Annotated in this window: 17 protein-coding genes and 1 pseudogene; 14 read left to right on the top strand and 4 right to left on the bottom strand. The window is 40.9% G+C overall.

The window, feature by feature from the left end:
- A complete protein-coding gene (locus tag BM294_RS12910) occupies positions 1-315 on the bottom strand; it encodes an SDR family NAD(P)-dependent oxidoreductase (protein ID WP_091209071.1) in 315 nt (104 codons plus the stop codon).
- Between the two features lie 232 nt (positions 316-547).
- Here BM294_RS12910 and BM294_RS12905 point away from each other — a divergent pair, with 232 nt between their 5' ends.
- The 3 genes and pseudogenes from BM294_RS12905 to BM294_RS16860 form a co-directional block, all read left to right on the top strand.
- Positions 548-2,440, top strand: a complete 1,893-nt coding sequence (locus tag BM294_RS12905) for a leucine-rich repeat domain-containing protein (RefSeq protein WP_091209067.1) — start codon at positions 548-550, stop codon at positions 2,438-2,440.
- 101 nt (positions 2,441-2,541) lie between these two features.
- Complete coding sequence (locus BM294_RS12900; protein ID WP_091209065.1) at positions 2,542-2,862, top strand: zinc ribbon domain-containing protein; 321 nt, start codon at positions 2,542-2,544, stop codon at positions 2,860-2,862.
- Positions 2,863-2,874: 12 nt separating this feature from the next.
- Positions 2,875-3,114 (top strand): annotated as a pseudogene (locus BM294_RS16860) (radical SAM protein); the annotation flags it as partial.
- Between the two features lie 143 nt (positions 3,115-3,257).
- Here BM294_RS16860 and BM294_RS12890 read toward each other — a convergent pair.
- Positions 3,258-3,653: a hypothetical protein gene (locus BM294_RS12890; RefSeq protein WP_091209062.1), complete on the bottom strand. Its 396-nt coding sequence runs from the start codon at positions 3,651-3,653 to the stop codon at positions 3,258-3,260.
- Positions 3,654-3,675: 22 nt separating this feature from the next.
- Entirely contained in the window at positions 3,676-4,317 is a 642-nt protein-coding gene (locus BM294_RS12885; RefSeq protein ID WP_091209059.1) for a hypothetical protein, read from the bottom strand.
- Between the two features lie 299 nt (positions 4,318-4,616).
- Here BM294_RS12885 and BM294_RS12880 point away from each other — a divergent pair, with 299 nt between their 5' ends.
- From BM294_RS12880 to BM294_RS12835, 10 genes are all read left to right on the top strand, one after another.
- On the top strand, positions 4,617-7,424 hold the full coding sequence (locus BM294_RS12880; RefSeq protein ID WP_091209056.1) for an ATP-binding protein: 2,808 nt from the start codon (positions 4,617-4,619) through the stop codon (positions 7,422-7,424).
- A 42-nt stretch (positions 7,425-7,466) separates the two neighbouring features.
- Positions 7,467-8,783, top strand: a complete 1,317-nt coding sequence (locus BM294_RS12875) for an ABC transporter substrate-binding protein (RefSeq protein WP_091209054.1) — start codon at positions 7,467-7,469, stop codon at positions 8,781-8,783.
- Positions 8,784-8,805: 22 nt separating this feature from the next.
- Positions 8,806-9,819 (top strand): HD domain-containing phosphohydrolase, encoded by a 1,014-nt coding sequence (locus BM294_RS12870; protein ID WP_091209051.1) that lies wholly within the window; start codon positions 8,806-8,808, stop codon positions 9,817-9,819.
- A gap of 275 nt (positions 9,820-10,094) precedes the next feature.
- A complete protein-coding gene (locus tag BM294_RS12865) occupies positions 10,095-10,235 on the top strand; it encodes a GNAT family protein (protein ID WP_175494680.1) in 141 nt (46 codons plus the stop codon).
- Positions 10,236-10,245: 10 nt separating this feature from the next.
- Positions 10,246-10,683 (top strand): GNAT family N-acetyltransferase, encoded by a 438-nt coding sequence (locus tag BM294_RS12860; protein ID WP_091209048.1) that lies wholly within the window; start codon positions 10,246-10,248, stop codon positions 10,681-10,683.
- A 261-nt stretch (positions 10,684-10,944) separates the two neighbouring features.
- Positions 10,945-11,793, top strand: coding sequence for a tyrosine-type recombinase/integrase (locus BM294_RS12855; protein ID WP_091205030.1), 849 nt, complete (start codon positions 10,945-10,947; stop codon positions 11,791-11,793).
- Positions 11,790-12,965, top strand: coding sequence for an IS91 family transposase (locus BM294_RS12850; protein WP_091205029.1), 1,176 nt, complete (start codon positions 11,790-11,792; stop codon positions 12,963-12,965). Before BM294_RS12855 ends, BM294_RS12850 begins: the two co-directional genes overlap by 4 nt.
- A gap of 289 nt (positions 12,966-13,254) precedes the next feature.
- The gene (locus BM294_RS12845; RefSeq protein ID WP_091209046.1) at positions 13,255-13,704 is read left to right on the top strand and encodes a CDP-alcohol phosphatidyltransferase family protein; all 450 of its coding nucleotides are present in this window, start codon (positions 13,255-13,257) and stop codon (positions 13,702-13,704) included.
- A 48-nt stretch (positions 13,705-13,752) separates the two neighbouring features.
- On the top strand, positions 13,753-14,415 hold the full coding sequence (locus BM294_RS12840; RefSeq protein ID WP_091209043.1) for a DUF3592 domain-containing protein: 663 nt from the start codon (positions 13,753-13,755) through the stop codon (positions 14,413-14,415).
- Between the two features lie 256 nt (positions 14,416-14,671).
- Entirely contained in the window at positions 14,672-14,851 is a 180-nt protein-coding gene (locus BM294_RS12835; protein ID WP_330389883.1) for a hypothetical protein, read from the top strand.
- Between the two features lie 392 nt (positions 14,852-15,243).
- Here BM294_RS12835 and BM294_RS12830 read toward each other — a convergent pair whose 3' ends face one another.
- Positions 15,244-16,362, bottom strand: a complete 1,119-nt coding sequence (locus BM294_RS12830) for an IS110 family RNA-guided transposase (protein ID WP_091209039.1) — start codon at positions 16,360-16,362, stop codon at positions 15,244-15,246.
- A gap of 410 nt (positions 16,363-16,772) precedes the next feature.
- On the opposite strand from BM294_RS12830, the gene BM294_RS12820 reads away from it, so the two are divergent.
- Positions 16,773-17,339, top strand: coding sequence for a TetR/AcrR family transcriptional regulator (locus BM294_RS12820; protein WP_242944534.1), 567 nt, complete (start codon positions 16,773-16,775; stop codon positions 17,337-17,339).
- The last annotated feature ends 11 nt before the right edge of the window (positions 17,340-17,350 follow it).

Genomic DNA, 17,350 nt, shown 5'->3' with positions numbered 1-17,350 from the left:
TTACTGAGCAGTGTAACCACCGTCGATAAGAAGGTTAAATCCTGTAACGAACTCGTTCTCGATAAGGAAGATAACACCATGTGCGATTTCTTCAGATGTACCGAGACGTCCGAGTGGATGAAGGGAAATCAGGTAATCAATGCCTTCCTTACCCATTGTATCCTCATTAACCATGCCTGTGATGATGTATCCCGGGTTGACAGTATTTACACGGATTCCATCCTTGGCAAGAGCCAGTGCGGAAGACTTAGTAAGGATATTTACGCCACCCTTGGCAGCATTGTAGGAAGGAATGATGGGATCACCAACAAACATAACATCTCCTTTATGAACAATAAAAATTTGTTTTATTTTACTACGTTGTGCAAATGTGTTAATAAATGGTTATGTTTAATGCTGTCGTTTGTCTTTATTTTTGCCATTAAAGTTATCTTCAGGTGATATAATGAATTTGTATTGTTGATTATGTACAGTTTCTGAAGGCCCGGAGAATGATATCAAAGTGAATTTTAATGATGTTTCTTGAAAAAGAAAGGAACGATGACTGATGAAACGATTATTGGTTATTATGCTGGGGATTGTGATCATGTTTGGAATATTGGGATGCGGATCGAATGACGAAGGTGGTGAAAAAACCAAAGGTATTACAGGTACCTGCGGTGAGAATATAACCTGGACTTACGATAAATCAACGAAGACTCTCACTGTTTCGGGCACCGGAGAAATGGTGGCGGAGAAATTCATGTGGTCGGATTTTAAGATCAATAATCTGATCATCGGCGAGGGTATTACCTCCATTGCGAATAATGCCTTTTATTCAAACCATAATCTGAAGGGTAAACTTGTGCTGCCTGATACCCTGAAAACCATAGGAGATTTCGCGTTTTACGGCTGTGAAGAGCTGACCGGCGTGCTTACGATCCCGGATTCGGTGGAGAAAGTGGGAGGCTATGCATTCACACGCTGCAAGGGCTTTACCGGTATAAGACTGTCGAAGTCTTTGAAGGAGATCGGACCGGAAGCATTCTCGGACTTTGAAAATGCGGAAGGTACTCTGGAACTGCCTGAAGGCCTCGAAACCATCGGAAGATGCGCGTTTATAAGTGCCGGGAAAATAAAAGGTGATCTTATCATTCCCGATTCCGTGACTTCTATGGGAGACTGGGCTTTCAGCCAATGCGGTTTTGACGGAAAATTGAAGCTGCCGTCCTCGATTGAAAAGATTGAGTATGCCTGCTTTAACGGTTGTGAGAACTTCAGTGGTGATCTTGTGATCCCGGACAGTGTTAAGGATATCGATTACCATGCTTTCTTAGGCTGCGGCTTTGACGGAACATTAACTCTGCCCAGGGGACTCGAACATATCGGAAACGGCGGCTTATCCTATTGCAGAAGGCTTACCGGAGCTGTGGTGCTTCCGGACAGCCTGAAGCTGATGGAGAACAATGCATTTGAAGGCGACGAGAGTATCACATCTTTGAAGCTTCCGGCAGGCATCAAATATATCTGCTCCGATACATTCCGTGGATGTAAGAGTCTTACAGGGGAACTTGAACTGCCTGATTCGCTGCTTGTCATCGGCGACCATGCTTTTGGAGCTACAGCATTTACCGGTTCCTTAAAGCTTCCTTCTGGACTTATCTCAATCGGTAATTCAGCATTTATGAGCTGCAAGGGATTTACTTCCATAGCCGGATTCCCTGAAACACTTACACATATCAAGGATGGCGCATTTTCTTCATGTGAGGGGCTTACGGGAGAACTGGTATTCCCGGATGGTCTTAATTATGTTGGGAAATACGCATTTACCGGATGTACCGGCATTACCGGGGTTACCTTCGGAAGCGGCATAAGCAGTATCGGACCGAATGCCTTCGTTAATTGCTCCGGACTTAAGTCTGCTGAGTTTACCGGAGCTGTAGCCGATTACTACGGACAGGATGAGAAAAATCCAAGCTTCCCTGAGGGGTGCAGTGTCAATGCTCCTGCATCAGCTGTTAAGCGTGCGGAAATCTGGAAGAAAAATGCCTCGAAGTCCATACCCGGAAAAGAAAGCAGCTCATCAAACAATGATGGAGCTGCAAGGGAGGAGCCGTATTACTGGACACAGTCTCTTACAGGAGATGATTATGTCGGCGAAGGACGACTTGCTGACGTTGTATTGTATTTTGATGACGATGTGTTAAGTGTGAGAATAAATGGACGCGAACTTCTTACCACAAATTATGAGGCCGACAGGAACGCAGGAATAGAAGAACGCATAGTAAATACAAATGGATTCTTCTGCCGTGATGGCTGGATCGAGTCTCTTTCCTACGATGGCGGTTTTTACAGTGATGATATCCTGACTGCTACTCTGGTCAAAGACGACGGATCAACAGAAATAGTACATTTCCATACAGGTTCTGAAGAAAGCCTGTATATCGGATTTGATGAATAAATGTTGCTTGATATGGAATATAAAACAGACTGTTAGAGTCTGCATCTGTGTGACAGAAATACAGTGCGAAAAATAGGGAATTATATATGAGGAGGATGGAAATGGAAGAAAACTTTAATTATGAAGAAGCGATGGCGAAGTTAAATGCTGCAAAGGCTCTTACACCGGAACAGCTTGCGAAAAAACTTGAAGAAGCACAAAGACAGGCTCAGGAAACATTAGCCAGAATGACACCTGAAGAGCGTAAACGCGCCGAGGAAGAAGCACAGAAAATGATCCGGGAGGATGAACAGAAACGTAAAGCTCTCCTTGAATCAGCTCAACAGGTTTTGGGCACACGTACTCCCAGGTTCTGTCCGTATTGCGGAACTCCAAACAGCGGAAGCAATTTCTGCCCGAATTGCGGCGGAGCACTTAAATAAAAAGAGTGCAGGATGGTTTTATTCGTAAATGCATGTGTACGTGGTGAATCAAGGACAAAACATCTTGCTGAGACTTTGCTTGAAATGATTGCGGATAATTATGGAATGCTTACTTCTGTTGCGCTGGATCCGATTGAGAAGAAACCTCTGAGAAGATTCATGCCGGGAAGTCTTATTTTGTCCGTGGGGAGTTACGGCTGTAATCTTCGCTGTCCCTTTTGTCAGAACTACAGTATATCATGGTCTGAAGAGGTTAAATATGAGATCGTATCTGAAAGGCCAATTGATTTTGAAATAATTAATACGTTATGTTGTATCACGGTTTATGTGAAAATCAATATTAGTCAAAAGGAAAAACTTAAAGCTTATATTTAAGAGTAATTCATATTCAAGTCTCAGTCTTTTATGGCAAACATAGTGACATCACTTTTTCCGTCACTGCCTTCAAACGGTACATTACCTTTAGGATCTTTGTAAAAACTGTAGCCTTCACGGATGGTTGTAGAGATACGGTAATCACTATCCACTGTGATTCTGAAAGACTCTTCATCATCTGTATCAGGATCATAAATTACAGTTAAGGTTTTAGGATTTTTTGGAGGATCATTATTGAAACTGTTAACAAGTTCACACATGTTATCGTAAACTTCAGGCGGTTCAACATCATAGAATATCTTTTCTGTCATAAAATCATAAGTATCATCACCGACCACGATCTCAATTACAATGTCTGTTACTTCAAGTGTGTCCTTATCAATGGTATAAGTATATCTGGCGTCGCCACCCTTCAATTCCGCAGGCAGATTAATGACTTCAGAAGCTTTTTTCGACGGGAGATAAGGTGATAAGAGTCAGTGTTCCATCATCGTTATCCTGAATAGAATCAATAGTTTCACCGGCTTCTTCAATATAAACGAAAGGAACAAAGCAGTCTGGATGAGCATACTTAGATATAAGGACGTCTTTTTTCTCATCATCAGACATAACGTACCAGCCAACTGTCATTAACTTATCATCTTCATGGTCAAGGTAATAATCTGTTTCACCATTAAATATCGAACTCTGAAGGTTGTGAGATACGCCATCTTCATCAAGAAAATCCGATTCAAAACAGGTTACTCCGTTTTCAGAATAAACTTTAAAACCATAGAGTCCATATGCCTTAACAGCCATGTTTGAATTATCCTCTGAAACTTTCACTTCGGATGCCCAGTTCTTATGATTTGAAAAGATTTTATCAAGACTGTTGGCTTCAGACAGCTTCTCCAGGGTAAGCTTTGAAGTTCCCTCGTCTGTATCTTCAGTTTCTGATGCAGTATCCTGATCTGCTGAATTCATAGCTGTTTCCTGAACCGTGATAGTTACATCCGGTACCTCCATAGTACCACAGCCACTCATGATGGCGGCGGATGTAAGCATTGAGACAACAATTACACTTAAAATCCGCTTTCTCATAATGCAACTCCTTTCCGGGATATGGTCCCATAAAAAATTTCATCTGAATCATAGAAAAGCACTTAAGAAATTCAACGCTTTTTTTCACAAAGCACAGGAAGTTTTCACAAACCACCCTATACTCTATCGACAAAACCAGGTTTCTTTATAAGTTGTTCAAATGATTTAATAAAACACTATAATCCGTCGAATATCAATATAGACACGGTGTATTGTCAGTGTATCCATGTGGTAGTTATGGACTATGATAATGAGAAGGACAAATACACTGTTCCCAAGGTGGACGATGAGGTGAAGGAATGAAAAAAACGCAGGTCATTGCCATCAACATTGTGATAATGGCGTTGATACTCTTCTTTATAATTCAATATACCAATACAAAAATGAACGAAAGCAACAAGAGTGCTATTGAAGCTTTCGAGAAAATGACAGTCTCCGCAGAACAGATAGTCACTAACTATCTTTTGGATGAGCAGCATCTTTGCGATATATGGTCAAATTATATCAATCGATCCGCAGAAGCCGGATCACCCATGACTGCAGAGGAAGCAATTTCTTTCATAAGAAAAGCCAAGATATCGCCCGATATATACGGTCATCTGATATATCCTGATGATCCTTTAAAAAACGGCATATCAACTCACCGGGGATTGACAGATACCGATGATTATTCGGTTTCATATCGTAATATCAATCTGTTTGAAAATCTTAACAACATAAGTACCGAAGACGGTGTTGTAAGTCTGACAAGGGCATATACGAATCCACAGAATGGGATACAGTCAATTGCTTTCATGAATTTTGTGTCTGTTCTGGATGAAACCACAGGAGAATTAAAAAAGGCTCTTTTGATGAGGGTTGAGCCGGTAAGCACCCTTAAAGATAAGCTTGTCTTTTTTAACGGTGAGTATGAAAGCGTGGAGATTTCCCTCATTAACAGTGATGGTGACTATCTGGTTCACGGCAAATCTCTGAAAAATTCCAATTTCTACGAGTATTATAAGTCCTATAACCATGCGGACAGCATCGGATATAAGAAGATGGTAGACGAAGTAACATCGGAATTGGGAACCATGAAGATGTTCAATTCAAAAGGAGAGGAATGTATAATTTCTCATATACCTTTGAAATCACTTAATACATGGTTTCTTTTGGCATACATACCTTCACGGGAGCTTACAGCGAGTACCGTTGTTGACTGGCTGTTACTGGGGATGGTAACACTTGGTTTACTGATATTGCTTGTATTCAATTACCTGATACTCATGATTTACAACAGGAAGCTGTCAGAGGCAGCGGAGGCGGCCAACCAGGCTAATGAGGCAAAATCCCATTTCCTGTCGACTATGTCTCATGATATCCGTACACCTATGAATGCTATTCTGGGACTTAATGAAATGGTGCTGCGGGACAGCCACGAAAAGGAAATTATCGTATATTCCGAAAGTATCCGGACTGCCGGAAAAACCTTGTTGGGACTTATCAATGAAATACTTGATTTTTCAAAGATAGAAGCCGGAAAAATGGATATCATCAATGTCGATTACAGTTTTGTTTCAATGCTTAATGACCTTGTGAACATGGTACAAAGCAAGGCAGAGGATAAGGGTCTTGTATTAAATCTTGATGTGGACAGAGATATCCCCATGGTACTAAACGGAGACGAAATCCGTATAAAACAGGTTATTACCAATATTCTTTCAAATGCTGTTAAATATACAAAAGAGGGATCCATCACCTTCAGGGCGGGATTTGAAAAAACAGAAGAAGATTCCGATTTCATAAAGCTCATAATAAGTGTAAGAGATACGGGTATAGGCATTAAGCCTGAGGACATGAAGCGCCTGTTTATGGCTTTTGAGCGTATCGAAGAAAACAAAAACAGAAATATAGAAGGAACCGGTCTCGGAATGAGCATTGCACAGAGCTTTCTAAACATGATGGGCAGCCATATAGAGGTGGAAAGCGAATACGGAAAGGGGTCTGTTTTCTCCTTTAAGCTTGTGCAGGGAGTAAAGGATTGGACTCCAATAGGTGATTACGAGGAAACCTTCAGAAAGCATGTTTCGGAAAGAAAAAAATATCAGGAGACATTTACGGCACCTGAAGCGAGGCTTTTGGTGGTTGATGATACCCAGGTCAATCTTTCTGTTTTCGAAAATCTTCTTAAGCGAACAAAAGTTCAGATAGATACAGCAATCAGCGGAGATGAGGCTATAGTACTTTACAGGGTCAGACATTATGATGTTATATTCCTGGATCATATGATGCCTGATAAGGACGGTATTGACACTCTGAAGGAAATGAAAGAAATCACGGATACACCGAATACCGGGACGCCTGTGGTATGTTTTACAGCCAATGCCATCTCAGGTATGCGGGAAATGTATATTAATGCAGGCTTTGATGATTACATTACCAAGCCGGTTGATCCCTTCAGACTTGAGGCTATACTGTTAAAGTATATTCCGAAGGAAAAGATTGCTCCTGCATCAAAAGATGACGGGGAGGAGGATAACAATATCCCGGATTTCATTTTCGGTATAGAGACACTTGATGTTGATACGGGTTTGAAACATTGTGGAAACCGCGAAGCATATTTGGGTACTTTGGAGATGTATGTTGACGCTGCGCCAAAGAATACAGATGACATCGAGAAATACTGGGCTGCGGGAGATATAAAGAACACTACCGTTAAAATACATGCACTTAAGAGTACTTCACGCCTGATCGGAGCAGCAAAACTCGGAGATTTTGCCGCAAGACTTGAAAAAGCAGGAGAAGCCGGTGATACGGACACTCTTGAAAAGGAGATAGGAGAACTTCTTGATCAATACAGGAAACTTGTTAAGGAACTTGAGCCTTTAAATGATATAAAAAATGAGGTTGAGGATGAACGGCCTGTAATATCAGAGGAGGATATGAAAAAGGCCTACACCGATATCAGAGAGTTTTGTGCCTCATTTGATTATGACAGTGTGGGAAATATCGTGGAATCTCTTGAAGGATACAGATTTCCCGGAGATGAGGCTGAAAGGTTTAATGCCCTCAAAAAGGCGGTGGACTATTTTGATTACGATCTGATACCGGAATTGTTATCAGATTGATTGTATCTGGTATAAACAAAGAGTTATATATGAGGAGGCAACATGATGGTCAAAACAAAGGGACCGATTTCGGGGATATTGATATCGATAGCTGCTTTTGCAATGGTATTGGGCTTTTCCGCCTGCGGACAAAAGGAGGAGAACAGTACGGAATTTAAGCCCGGATTGTCAACTGAAACAACATGTTCCATTAAGGTTGCGGGGAGTTATTCCAATTTTGAATCCCTTGAGAGTGAATTTGAACGTTTCTATGAATACTATCCAAATGTAAGTCTGAATTATGTTTTTCTGGATGATTATGAAAATACTATAGCAAAGGCCCTGCGGAGTGATGAAGCACCGGATATTTTTGTTACGGCATCATGGATGCTGGATGACGATGAAATGAATCCGATTTTGGATAATGCCGAGATTCTCTCGGATCCTGCCTTGAAGATAGATATGAACTGCATTCGTAAAGGAGCCCGGTGGACTCTGGATAACGGAGATGTAATCATGCTTCCGATTTTCACAAGATCATACGGAATGCTTGTGAATATGGATATTTTTGAGAAGAACGGTCTTAAGGTTCCGAACAATTACAGTGAGCTGGTGGATGTTTGTGATAAGCTTAAGGCGGCAGGATATGAAACACCTGTTATGGGAGCAAATGGTACTACGGTTGCAGGCATGTACTATGCTTTCGCTTTTCCGATGTTTTGTAATAATGTAATCCGAAATCCGGAATCGGTGGTTCAGCTTAATGCTATGGAAAAGTCCGCCGGAGAAATGATGCGCCCTGCTCTTCTTAGATTAAAGACTTTTGTGGACTCCGGTTATCTGAATCCCGATCGTTGTTCAGAGGAGATAGAAGATGATTATAATGCTGTCATCATGCGCTTTTTCGAAGGAGATGTTCCCATGATGCTGGGAAGCGGCGATATGGTTTCGGGTACCATGAAACGTGAGAGTAAATCGGAAAAGTTTATGAATAGTCCATTTAAATATAAATTCTATGTGGTTCCTCTGGGGGATGATGGAGGATATTTTCTGGATGCGGTAAACCTGTTCTTCAGTGTAAATAAAAACAGCAGCAATCTGGATATGACCAATGAATTCATCAGATTCCTTATGAGAGAAAAAGAACTGGGAAATATGGCAGCCATAAAGCGTCTTATTACTCCCACCAATGATTTTTCTTTAGATGAAGTGTATTCTTCTCTTGAAGGATTTCCTGAAGATAAGGCTTTCAGTTATCAGGAGACCGGTCTTAATGATGCTGTAAACAAAGAGTTTCGTGCAGCTGCCTATAAGGTTGCAAACGGTATCATGACTGTGGATGAGGCGATAGGTGCATACGGTAGTTTATGGGATAAATAATGTTTCAAAGAAAGGATACTGAATGGAAGAACGCGTAGTGATTGTAGATGATGATGCGATCATATTGAGGAACGCCAAAACAGTTCTTTCGGAAGCCGGTTTTAAGGTTACATGTCTTAAAAGCGGCCGGCTTTTACTGGATTACGTTTCGAAGAATACCATCGATATGCTTCTTTTGGATATAAAAATGCCTGATCTCGACGGTTTTGAGACCATGAAACTTCTTCGGATATGGGAAAAAGAGAACTCAAAGAAAGAGACACCGGTTATTTTCTTTACCGCCAATGACGATTGTCTTTCTGAGACTACAGGGCTGTCCATGGGGGCTATGGATTTCATCCGAAAGCCTTTTGTAGCTGAGGTTCTGACGCTTCGGGTGAGACATCTTTTGGAACTTATCAGACTCCAGCGGGATCTGCATGCCGAAGTTGAAAGTAAGACTAAAGAGATAGAAGCCCTGTCCCTTCATATCGTACAGACTCTTGCAGAAGCCATCGATGCCAAAGATGCATATACAAAGGGACATTCCAGCAGAGTTGCGGAGTATTCCAGAGAAATAGCAAAAAGAGCCGGTTATTCATCCGAAAGGCAGGAAGAAATCTATATGATGGGTCTTCTTCATGATGTTGGTAAGATAGGAGTGCCTAACGCCGTCATAAATAAACCGGGAAAACTAACGGATGAGGAATATGAGAAGATAAAAACACATCCGGGAAGAGGCGCAAGGATTCTTCAGAATATTAAGGAAATGCCCAAACTTTCAATCGGAGCCAGGTGGCATCATGAACGCTTCGACGGCAGAGGATATCCTGACGGCTTATCGGGAGAGGATATACCTGAAGAGGCAAGAATCATTGCGGTTGCAGATGCGTATGATGCCATGACAAGCAATAGAAGCTACAGGGGCATCATTCCTCAGGACGTAGTAAGGAATGAAATTGAAAAAGGCTCAGGAACGCAGTTTGATCCGGGATTTGCTGCAATAATGCTTGAAATAATTAAAGAAGATGTTGATTACAAACTGCACGAGTCTTAAACAGGGAAAGAGTTTTATTCGTCATAAACAAACTATTTTAAAGAGAAAAGGAGTTGAAGTATATGAGTAAAGTCATTAATGAAAAGGATGTCGAACGATGCAAGAAAACGATTAATAAAGAAAAGGATTTTTTGGATAAAACGCTTACGGAATAAACTAATATTGAGGCGTATGTTCAAGCATTATATTTTGGATACTTAGATGCATCCCGAACATTTGGTGGACAGAAAAAAGTAACAAAAAAAGATGATGCCATCAAACAGGTTGCTCAAAAGATGGTTGAGTTGTTAATAGAGAAAACATGGGAAAAAGGTGTCACTGAAATAAGTCTTGATGCAACTGCATCGGGAAGACCACTTTATGAAAGAATAGGATTTAGAGATTCAGAAGAATGTATGGTTTTGACAAAACTATAGGTGAAGGGGCATGAGAGAAATAACACAGAATGAGGTAAGCAAGCTGTACGATTGTATTCGTGAGTTATCAGAATATCACAATACAACATCTGTGAATTTTAAAGGTTACTACCCATTGAATCCATACGAAAAGACTCTGAAATCTTTTGAGGCTGCATTAAGCAGTAAAGATTCTTATATAGCAGTCACTGAAATTGAAAACCAGATTATTGGTTTCTGCAAAGTTAATATTAATGGAGAAAGCGGTAAACTCGATTATTTGGTGGTAAAGGAAGAATATAGAGGTAAAGGATTTGGTAAAGAACTCATGGACTGGGCAATGCTTATGTTTGCCCGGAATAATGTTAAGCATATAGAAGTGAAAGTGGTTGATGGTAATCCAACGATTCATTTGTACGAAAAGTATGGTTTCAAAATGAAATCCCATATCTTAGGCTTTGAACACTAAATTCAAATTGAACAAAATCGCTGCGCGATGGCCTGCCAGGGCTGTGGCGCAGTTTTACTTTATTGACAAATAAAAAGCAGTGGAAGTTCTTTTCGTAATTCGGTATTGTTAAGTTACCACACCAAACAACTGAATACGGAAAGCCCCACTGCCTATGAAAACAATAGCATTTACAGGCGTCTTCCGCAATCGGAATTATGATGCCAACGCACCTCCTGATAGGTAGTTGTATCTGCAGGCAATACTATCAAGGAGGTTTTTATGTACGAAGATATTTTTACCCAGATCCGCAACGAAGCGAAAAAGCGGAACTTAAAAGAAAATACTATCAACGCTTACTGCAATTCCGTAGACTACTTCCTGCGCACTGTAAATAAAGATGTCTCTGCCCTAAAGACGGATGATGTTGATGCATTCCTGACAGAAAAGCGGCTAGGTGGACTGGCACCGCAAACCTATAACCACTATTACTCATCTATCCGTTTTTTCTATAAGCGAATTCTTAAGATGAATTGGGACGATGAAGACATTCCCAGGATGAAGCTTGACCGCTCATTGCCTACTGTTCTTTCAAGGGATGAAATACAGAGCATTATTGATCATACGCCCAACCTTAAACACAAAGCGATTATTGCCACCATGTATTCTTCCGGCCTGAGAGTGTCTGAAGTCGTACATCTTCATTATGACGATATATCCCGAGCTAACAGAACCATTCATGTCCGCGAAAGCAAGAGCCGACGGGACCGATATACGATTCTTTCTGATCGCAACCTTGATTTACTGACCGAATACTGGTTTAAGTGTGGCAAGCCCAGAGACATTCTTTTCCCAAGCTCATGGACCGGAACTTATCTTGACAAGAACAGCATCAATCAGTATTTCAAGAAAAGTGCAGAAAGAGCCGGTATTACAAAACATGTAACCAGTCATTGCTGCCGCCACAGCTTTGCCAGCCATCTGTTTGAGGATGGTGTTGACATTAAATACATCCAGGCATTGCTTGGACATGTGGATCCAAAATCGACAGAAGTCTATATCCATGTCAGCAACAAGAGCCTTCTTGGAATCCGCAGTCCTTATGACCTGCATAAAGGCGGTGAAGCATGAGCGCCGCCTGTACAATTCAGGATGTGTTCAATCGCTTTTATCCTGAGTACACGAAAACTCATGAACTCTCCGCGGCTCAGCGAAAAGCAGCTTATCACATCAGGAACTGCAAAACAGGTGCTTTTGGCGTCAACGTAAGTGTGTGTGAAGAATGCGGCTGTATTTCCGTCCACTATAATTCCTGCCGCGACCGGTGCTGTCCCATGTGCCAGGAGTTCCCGAAGGAAAAATGGGTGGACGCCCGTCGGGAAGATGTACTGGAAGCGCCATACTTCCATGTAGTCTTCACTGTTCCGGAGGAATTGAATCCAGTCATCTACAGCAATCAGAAACTTCTGTATGATGCTCTGTATCACGCATCTTCCGATACACTGCGGGAACTGGCTTCCGACATCAAATATCTCGGTGCAGACATCGGGTATATCTGCATTCTCCATACTTGGGGGAGTGAAATGAACTTCCATCCCCACATCCATGCCGTTGTCCTTGGCGGTGGTCTTGATCCCCAAAACCATTGGAAAGACAACGGGGAAGATTTCTTTCTTCCCATCCGGGTCGTTTCACGCCTTTTCCGCGGAAAGTATCTTGCGGAACTGAAGAACCTTTGGGAAGATGGAAAGCTTGAATTTTATGGCAAGGCGGAATGCTTCAAAAACCACTATGCGTTCAAGGAACTGCTGGACTCCTGTTATAAAAAAGAGTGGATCCCTTACTGCAAGAAACCGTTTGATGGCGCAGAGTCCGTTATCAAATATCTTGGGAAGTATACCCACCGGATCGCGATCAGCAACTACCGTATTAAAAGCATGACGGACAGCACGGTTACCTTTACTGCCAAAGACTACAAAAACCAGGGACAATGGAAAGAAGTCACCATCACCGGTGAAGAATTCATCCGCCGCTTCCTGATGCATGTCCCGCCCAAGAGGTTTGTCCGGATACGTCACTATGGGCTTCTGTCTTCACGCAACAAGAATCGTAAGATTACTCTGTGCAGGAACCTTCTTGGCTGCAAAAAGTATCTGTCCCGACTGAAGGATCTGGATGCCCCGGCGATCATCCGGCTTCTCTATAACAAGGATGTCTGTAAATGTTCATCCTGTGGCGGAAGGATCATTCCAATAGGTGCTGATCCGTCTTTGTTCCGGCCAGAGCCGCATCTGCTCTGCTGATACTTTGAAACAGAATACGGATCTATGTGAAGCCTTTTAAAGGCTTATTTCTGATGCGATCATCGTGGTTTTCTTGTACAAAACAGTACATTTATCAGAGAATCCATGCTACACTCTGAGCAAAAGCGGTCTGATTGAAAGTCCATATATACAGGCAACCCGGACGCGCTTTGTTCAACCAGGAAAAATCGAAATTGATGCAAACGAAAGGGCAGTTATCGAAAAGCGCATGCTGCTTTTTCGTTTGCACCATCTTCGATTCTTTCCTTAACGATTTAACAATTAACTGATGAAAAAGCAGATGATAGGCTGCCCGGTCTTTACTCCCGTATTCTATTTGTTGTATATCGCTGCCGGAATCTCAGATATGATTGACGGTGCGGTGGCAAGGAAAACAGGTACTGTCAGTAAACTGGGTTCTCGATTGGATACAATCGCGGATATAGTGTTCACGGTGGTCTGCCTGATAAAGCTGCTCCCTTTACTGGAGGTTCCGGTTTGGATTTACATATGGATATCTGTCATAGCGATTATAAAACTTCTTAATATCGTTATGGGATACATCAGACGGAAAGAGCTTGTGGCTGTGCATTCTGTAATTAATAAAATTACTGGATGTTTACTGTTCATTTTTCCGTTGACAATGACATTTCTCGATTTAAAATACAGTGCGGTGGTCATCTGTACAGCTGCGACAATAGCCGCTTTTTATGAAGGGTATACTGTATTAAGCGAGTAAATATATGTGGAGACTAGCCAGGTGCTTAGTGCAGAGAAGGAAAAGTAAATGTTGGGGATTTATTTTAGAGTATTACTTACATCTATGTGGTTTAAATTATTATTACTGATTATAGCGGTGGAAATATTAATCGTAATGATGTACAAACAAAAACTGGGAATCGCTATCTTGGATAATGATGAATTGAACACTCAGAAAATACATAGGGTGTTAAATATAATAAGATTATCGATACCGGTAATGTTATCTGCAATAATGTTATATTCAATTCATTTTATACTTGGACGTATCCATTTCAGTTGGGTACAAATAGGCATCCTCAGTATGGGATTATTATTTACATATATAGGTATTTTGTTTAGAAATAAAAATGAGTATGCAAATATATATTATATTGCCAGTACAAAAGGGGAGGTCATTGATATACAAAAGACCGAAGACCAGGAACGTAAATCCTCTTATATTCCGGTCTACCGATACAAGGTGGATAGTAAAGTCTATGTAAGTAATTCTGAATTCTCAAGTGGCAGTAGAAGATGTTTGCCTGAGATCGGAGAGTATGTAGACATATATTATAATCCCAAATCGCCGTCTGAAATGCAGTCGGAGCTTGATGCAAAAATAAGAAGGCATTTTGTTCGATGGTTTGAAACATTTGGATATGTGATGATCATAATTGGATTTAGCCTAAGCTTCGTTTTACTTTTTTGATTTTTGTTGTGGTTTTTTATTTTGAATAAAAAATAAAAATATGAATCCTGATTCAGAGATAGAGAAAAGCCCTCAGAGCATGAATTTCTGAGGGCTTATTGTATAGTGAAAAGATATCACAGCATATGATTAGCTTTCATATATTGTATGTATTCGTTGCCCCATATCTCTGATTCAGCCAGAACTTTATCGAATTTGTATCTCATACTATTGCTATTAGTGGTATGTCTAAAGGCAAGTGGAGACGGTATGCTTATTGTCCAAACTACATGAAGCAAAGCATCATATCAACGTAAAGGTAGATATGGACGAGCTTGATCTTACAAGTGCAGAAGCTAAGGCAACATACAAAGAGATAGAGGAATGGGTGCAGGAGAACTATGGATTTCACGTGACAAATCTGATATGTAATGACCTTTGTCAAGAAGTAAATTGAGCCAAAGATCCCTACAAACTTATTTGATTGTTTCTGAAGGCATCTTGATAGAGCTTCGGGTATCAGTTCCCGGCATTGGCCACTCTGATATACGTGGATTGGTTACCGACAGGTCAATGGTCCGCCGTGAGCTCTACCGTCTAAAAACGTGGATCACGGATGACTCCGTGCCAACATAGATTTTTCGTAGATAGCTCGAACCTTGAAAAGGCCGAAGCCCTTTCAAGATGCCTTCAGTTGTTACTTGGTTTATTAGCAGATGTAAACTGTATTATCTGGATCACATCCGCTTAATTGCCTATGATCACAGTGGGATGTTGATGTCAAGACTGCGTAGCACCGCCTATGGCGGCCTGGTCTTGAGGTCATCATCACGCTGTGATATTTTTGTTTTAAGCGATGTGATCAGTCATCATTCCCCACATAAAACAAGCTAATTCTCGTGCAATTGCGACAGTTGCTACGTTATGTTTCTTATTCTGACCTAGAACCATCTTGTAATACCGCCTTCTGAGACGTTCGTTAGCTCTATCGGCATACGCAATCACTTCAGAACGGTTACCTGCCTGGCGGGCTTTTAATTCTCTTGATTTGAATCCAATTTCACCACGTCCAAAGCATTTTGCTGATTCTACCAGCAGAAGTCTGACATGACGATTACCTGCCTTTGTAATGCTTAAGCGCGTGCAATCCGGTCCGCTGGAGTCTTCTCCGGGAACCAATCCGATATAGCTGGCAAAGCGTTCAGCAGTTGCAAATCTGTGGAAATCTCCTACTTCTACGATGGTTGATAAGGCTGTATTGGTTTTTACTCCGATGTAGCAGGTAAGCATTTTTACTTTTTCTGCATAAACTTCCTGTGAGGCGAGCTCCTCGATACGTCTGTCGAGGCGTTCGATTTTATCAGTCAGTGCATCATATGTCAGCAAATACTCTGTCAGAATCTCTGAATAAAGTCCTTCTGACTTCAATGACCTCAGCCATTTGATATGAACCTGAGTCCAATAATGTCTGCTTCCATAGCGATAGTTATGACGGAGGCAAAATCCAAGAATCTGTTGCTTGATCTTCTTCAGGGCAAGTTTATGATCATCACGCATACGTAAGAATTCCTTGGTTTCCTCATCCTGTTGAGTTGGGATATGAACAGGACTGTAGCTGCGAGATACAAGGCATTTAGCTATGAGCTCAGCATCACGTTTATCTGTTTTGATACGTTTTTTGCTACGCTGCTCCAGCATGGTTGACGGAGCCAGAATCTTGCAGTTGACATTATGATCAGTCAACTGATGATACAAAGTATATCCAAGACAACCGGCTTCATATCCACACACAAACTCAACGGCTTCTCCGTAGATTCTTCTGAGATAATCGAGATATGATAGAACTTTTTTATAGTCTGCCTCCATCTTTTGAAAATAAGATGCCTTATCAGTTTCGACTGTATAAGCGCATACTGTAAAACTTTCCTTATGAACATCCATTCCTACGTAAACTGTGGTATTATACATGCTATGACCTCCATTTGTATGCGGTAATCCCTGTTACCAATTTTTTCTTTTCCGATTAAAAATTATACAGGTAAATCCACGTTGCTACAAATCGGGGGTCATTACATATTGTCTAAATATTGCGCAGGTAAAGCAGAAGCATGGGATCATAGAAAGAGAGAATTATAATAAGCCAAAATCAGAAAACAGCAGGCAGCCGGGAACAACACCAGAAAAGGAGAATGCTATTACTGAGGCACTAAAGTTTTTTAAGATGATATAAGTTTGAGGACAGGGAATAAAAAACCTGTCCTTTTTCTATTATTAAAAAATGCTTGGTAAAGTGGTTCGTATAGAAATATTATTGACAAAACTAACAGTGTTAGTATAATAAGACTAACACTGTTAGTTTATAAGGAATGGGAGTAAATATGCCAAGAACAGGATTATCTAAGGAAGAAATAATAGAAAAAGCTGCTACATTAGCAAATGAAAAGGGGTTGTCATATTTGAGCGTTACAACTCTTTCTGAATATTTAGGAATCAGAAAACCTTCTTTATATAATCATGTAAAATCAATAGATGACTTACACTATAGGCTTATGATCTATGGTTGGAAGAAGGTTTCGGATGAGATAGTTGCAGGAATTGATTCAACCAGTCCAAAAGAAAAGCTCAAAAATTATGGCATAGCATTTTACAGATTTTCTATGGAGAATCCGGGTGTATTTGAGGCGATGCTTTGGTATAACAAATACTCTGATGAAACTTTACTTGAAGCTACAGAGGGCTTGTATTCATTCTTCTTTGAACAAACAGATAGTCTTGGTATAGATAAAGAGGTGGCAAATCATTTGCTTAGAACTTACAGAGCTTTTCTTGAAGGATTTATCATGCTACAGATCCATAATTCTTTTGGCAATCCGATTTCTATTGATGAAAGCTTCGAGATATCTATGAATGTACTGATATCTGGTATGGAGCAGTATAGGAGATGACTATTGTTGTT

This window comes from Oribacterium sp. WCC10 (assembly GCF_900113415.1).
Classification (GTDB): Bacteria; Bacillota; Clostridia; order Lachnospirales; family Lachnospiraceae; genus Oribacterium.
The sequence above is the reverse complement of the archived record's forward strand: the minus strand, read 5'-3'. Positions and strand labels throughout refer to the sequence as shown.